Source organism: uncultured Maritalea sp., assembly GCF_937139385.1.
GTDB classification, from domain to species: Bacteria; Pseudomonadota; Alphaproteobacteria; order Rhizobiales; family Devosiaceae; genus Maritalea; species Maritalea porphyrae_A.
The window spans coordinates 1-3,079 of sequence record NZ_CAKZPW010000344.1 but is presented as its reverse complement, the minus strand read 5'-3'; the positions used below and the strand labels follow the sequence as shown (position 1 = coordinate 3,079).

4 protein-coding genes are annotated in these 3,079 nt (G+C 49.2%); 1 reads left to right on the top strand and 3 read right to left on the bottom strand.

Going from position 1 to position 3,079, the window contains the following annotated elements; all coding sequences use genetic code 11:
- From Q0231_RS13985 to Q0231_RS13975, 3 genes are all read right to left on the bottom strand, one after another.
- On the bottom strand, positions 1-879 hold an 879-nt coding region (locus Q0231_RS13985; RefSeq protein ID WP_299348310.1), incomplete at its 3' end, for a CCA tRNA nucleotidyltransferase.
- Positions 872-1,507 (bottom strand): CoA pyrophosphatase, encoded by a 636-nt coding sequence (locus tag Q0231_RS13980; RefSeq protein ID WP_299348307.1) that lies wholly within the window; start codon positions 1,505-1,507, stop codon positions 872-874. The genes Q0231_RS13980 and Q0231_RS13985, both read right to left, overlap by 8 nt.
- A 41-nt stretch (positions 1,508-1,548) precedes the next feature.
- Positions 1,549-2,100, bottom strand: a complete 552-nt coding sequence (locus Q0231_RS13975; protein ID WP_299348304.1) for an N-acetyltransferase — start codon at positions 2,098-2,100, stop codon at positions 1,549-1,551.
- 266 nt (positions 2,101-2,366) lie between these two features.
- On the opposite strand from Q0231_RS13975, the gene Q0231_RS13970 reads away from it, so the two are divergent.
- A partial coding sequence (locus Q0231_RS13970) for a glutathione S-transferase C-terminal domain-containing protein (protein WP_299348301.1) occupies positions 2,367-3,079 on the top strand: 713 nt, incomplete at its 3' end.

The window sequence follows — 3,079 nt, the reverse complement described above, 5'->3', positions numbered from 1 at the left end:
ATTCGACAAACGAAGGCGTTTGGCCAAATCCACCAATTTGTCCGCCATGGGCGGTAGAATAGAACGCAACCGCAGCATTGAATCGATTGGCCAATTTAGGTCTTGCTCAGCCGCAACAACACCGTGAATGGCGTCAATGCCCCATTTCTCACCCTCGGGTAATATGACCGCCAATACACCTGTGGTGCGCATCCAAAGCAAAGCCCGCGACGGATCAGGCGCACTAAGTAGCTTTTTCAATTCTTGCCACACCCGCTCGGGTGAAAGTTGATCAAGGCCCGATTTAAGCGCCACCGTCGCCCGCAGCCCTTCAGCTTCAGGACGTCCAGAGCCATAAAAAGCAAAAAACCGATAGAACCGCAAAATCCGCAAATAGTCTTCTTTGATCCGCTGTTTCGCATCGCCAATAAACCGCACTTCCCGGTTCAAACAGTCTTCAAGGCCCCCAAGTGGATCAAGTAGGTCACCATTTGGCCCCACATAAAGCGCATTAAAAGTAAAATCACGGCGTTTCGCATCGTCTTCCCAATCGCCACCAAATTGAACAACCGCATGTCGCCCATTTGTATTGATGTCTTTGCGCAATGAAGTCACTTCAATCGCTTCTCCACCAACGATCAGCGTCACCGTGCCATGTTCAATGCCTGTTGGAATTGATTTAACGCCAGCTTTTTCAGCCCGGTCGATAATCTCATTGGGCGTAAACGTAGAGGCCATGTCCACATCGCCAGTTTCGGTGCCCAAAAGCGTGTTGCGCACAATACCGCCAACCGCTTTGGTTTGCCCACCTGCCCCATTAAGCAATTCAAACACAGCTTTCACGCTATCGCGCTGCAACCAGTCGGCTTGGCGCAGACCATCCAAAATCTTTTCATTCATGTTCGGCTAGTTCCTGCACCAATGCGGTTTCTCTAAACATCCGGGTCATTGAAGCGGTGATGCCCCAGATCGCTCTATCTTGAAAATCAATCCGCCATGTTTCACGTTGCGCTTCATCACCGCGCACAAAGCGGATTTTTGAATAATGCCGGTCAGGAATCAAATGGGGCAACGGCACTTCAAAAAAACTCGCCACTTCATCCGGATTGGCAATGAACTCACTCGAAGGGCGCACAATGCCAACAACCGGCGTGATTAAGTAGTTCGTGCCAGACAAATAGTTCGGCAAATAACCGATCACATCCACATCATTTGGATGCAAATCAACTTCCTCGTGGGCTTCGCGCAATGCAGCCACGGTTGAACTTTCGTCTTCTTCATCAATTTTGCCGCCAGGAAAGGCAATTTGCCCTGCATGGGCGCGCAGCTTCGATGACCGTTCAATATAAAGGACATGGCTGCCCGTCTCGCGCTGCACTAAACCAATCAACACAGCCGACGGTTTGGGTGGTTTTTGATGATTGAGCGGTGGCACGCCATCTACTTTGTGGCATCCCGTATCAAAATCGTCCTGCGGACGATCTAGCAAACGCTTTGCAATCCGATCAATCAAAGCACGATCTGGCATATGCGAACAAAATCCCTTACTGGAAACAATGTTTCCAGCTTTTAGTCGACCCATTGCGAAATGGGACCATTGAGTCTTTTGATCATTGTAGCATCTTTTGCCGCCACCAAAACCCGTTCGGGATCAACAGGAGCCGGAAACTCAATCCGCTCGGGCAGTGTTGGCTCAAAACCCAATGGGCCATAATATGGTGCATCACCAACCAACAGCACAAATGCACAACTTGGCACCTCAAAAGCCTTAGCCACAACTTCGCGAACCAATGCTTTGCCGGCACCCAATTTGCGCCGGTTCGGATCCGTCGCCAATGGTCCGAGCAAATAACCGTTTTGATCAGAAATATTGATCGCTGACATTTTAACAGTCGCCACCGGTTGGCCATCCAACTCAGCCACAAGGCTTAGCCTTTCATCCACCCCAAAGCGCTCGCGAATGCGAAAAGCAGCTCTTGCAAAACGCCCGGGGCCAAAACATGCATCGTGCAAGTCTTCGATCCAACTCTCGTCGGAATTCGTTTCAAGACGAATGGCTAGCGCAGACAAATTTTGCGCAAGTTCAGGCTGTTGGGCATTGGTGATGTCAAGGATAGTCATAGTTTTGCTCAGGCGATTAGGGACGACAAAATTGGCACGAAGAAATTATCGTGGTCGTCGGCTCGGTCGCTGCGCAAATACTTTTGTGTTCATAGGCTTCAACTAGCACCGTGTTTTTCGCCTGTCGAGAAAAAACATCGCGCAACATTAAGACTCACCACTAATTACACCAAAAAAATCGAACAATCAGTTCTCAAATACCCTCTTTGTTCAAAATATTTGCGCCCTATGTTGCCCCCCTGCGCGTTTAGTAAGAGGAAATAACAATGGGTATGCTGGTCGACGGTCTCTGGACCAATCAATGGTACGACACCAAATCAACTGGGGGCCGGTTCAAGCGATCAGAAGCTCGGTTTAGGAATTTTGTGACCAAAGATGGGTCCGCTGGCCCAACGGGTACGGGGGGATTTCAAGCGGAAGCAGACCGCTATCATTTGTATGTGTCTCATGCATGCCCATGGGCGCACCGCACTATGATTTTTCGTTCCCTAAAAGGATTGGAAGACCTAATCTCCGTATCAGTTGTTGACGCAAAAATGCCGGACCAACATGGCTGGACCATTTCCAAAGGCGAAGACCCCAACAATGACGCTAAAACCATGTGGCAAGTCTATGTGGCCGCTGACAAGGACTATACGGGCCGGGTGACGGTGCCCGTTTTGTGGGACAAAAAACAAAACACAATCGTATCGAACGAAAGCTCTGAAATCATTCGCATGTTCAATACCGAGTTCAACCATTTGACTGGAAATAAGTTGGACTTCTACCCCGAACATCTGCGCGAAACGATTGACCCTATCAATGAGCGAATCTATGGCGCCATCAACAATGGTGTTTACAAAACAGGATTCGCCACCACCCAAGAAGCTTACGACGAAGCAGTTACCGACCTTTTTGATAGTTTGGATTGGGTAGAAGAAATCCTGTCTAACAATGCCTATTTGGCAGGTGATACTCTAACCGAAGCTGATTGGCGCCT

Coding starts and splice junctions, on each gene's coding strand:
- Q0231_RS13980 (WP_299348307.1), bottom strand. CDS start 1,507: ATGCCAGATCGTGCTTTGATTGATCGGATTGCAAAGCGTTTGCTAGAT.
- Q0231_RS13975 (WP_299348304.1), bottom strand. CDS start 2,100: ATGACTATCCTTGACATCACCAATGCCCAACAGCCTGAACTTGCGCAA.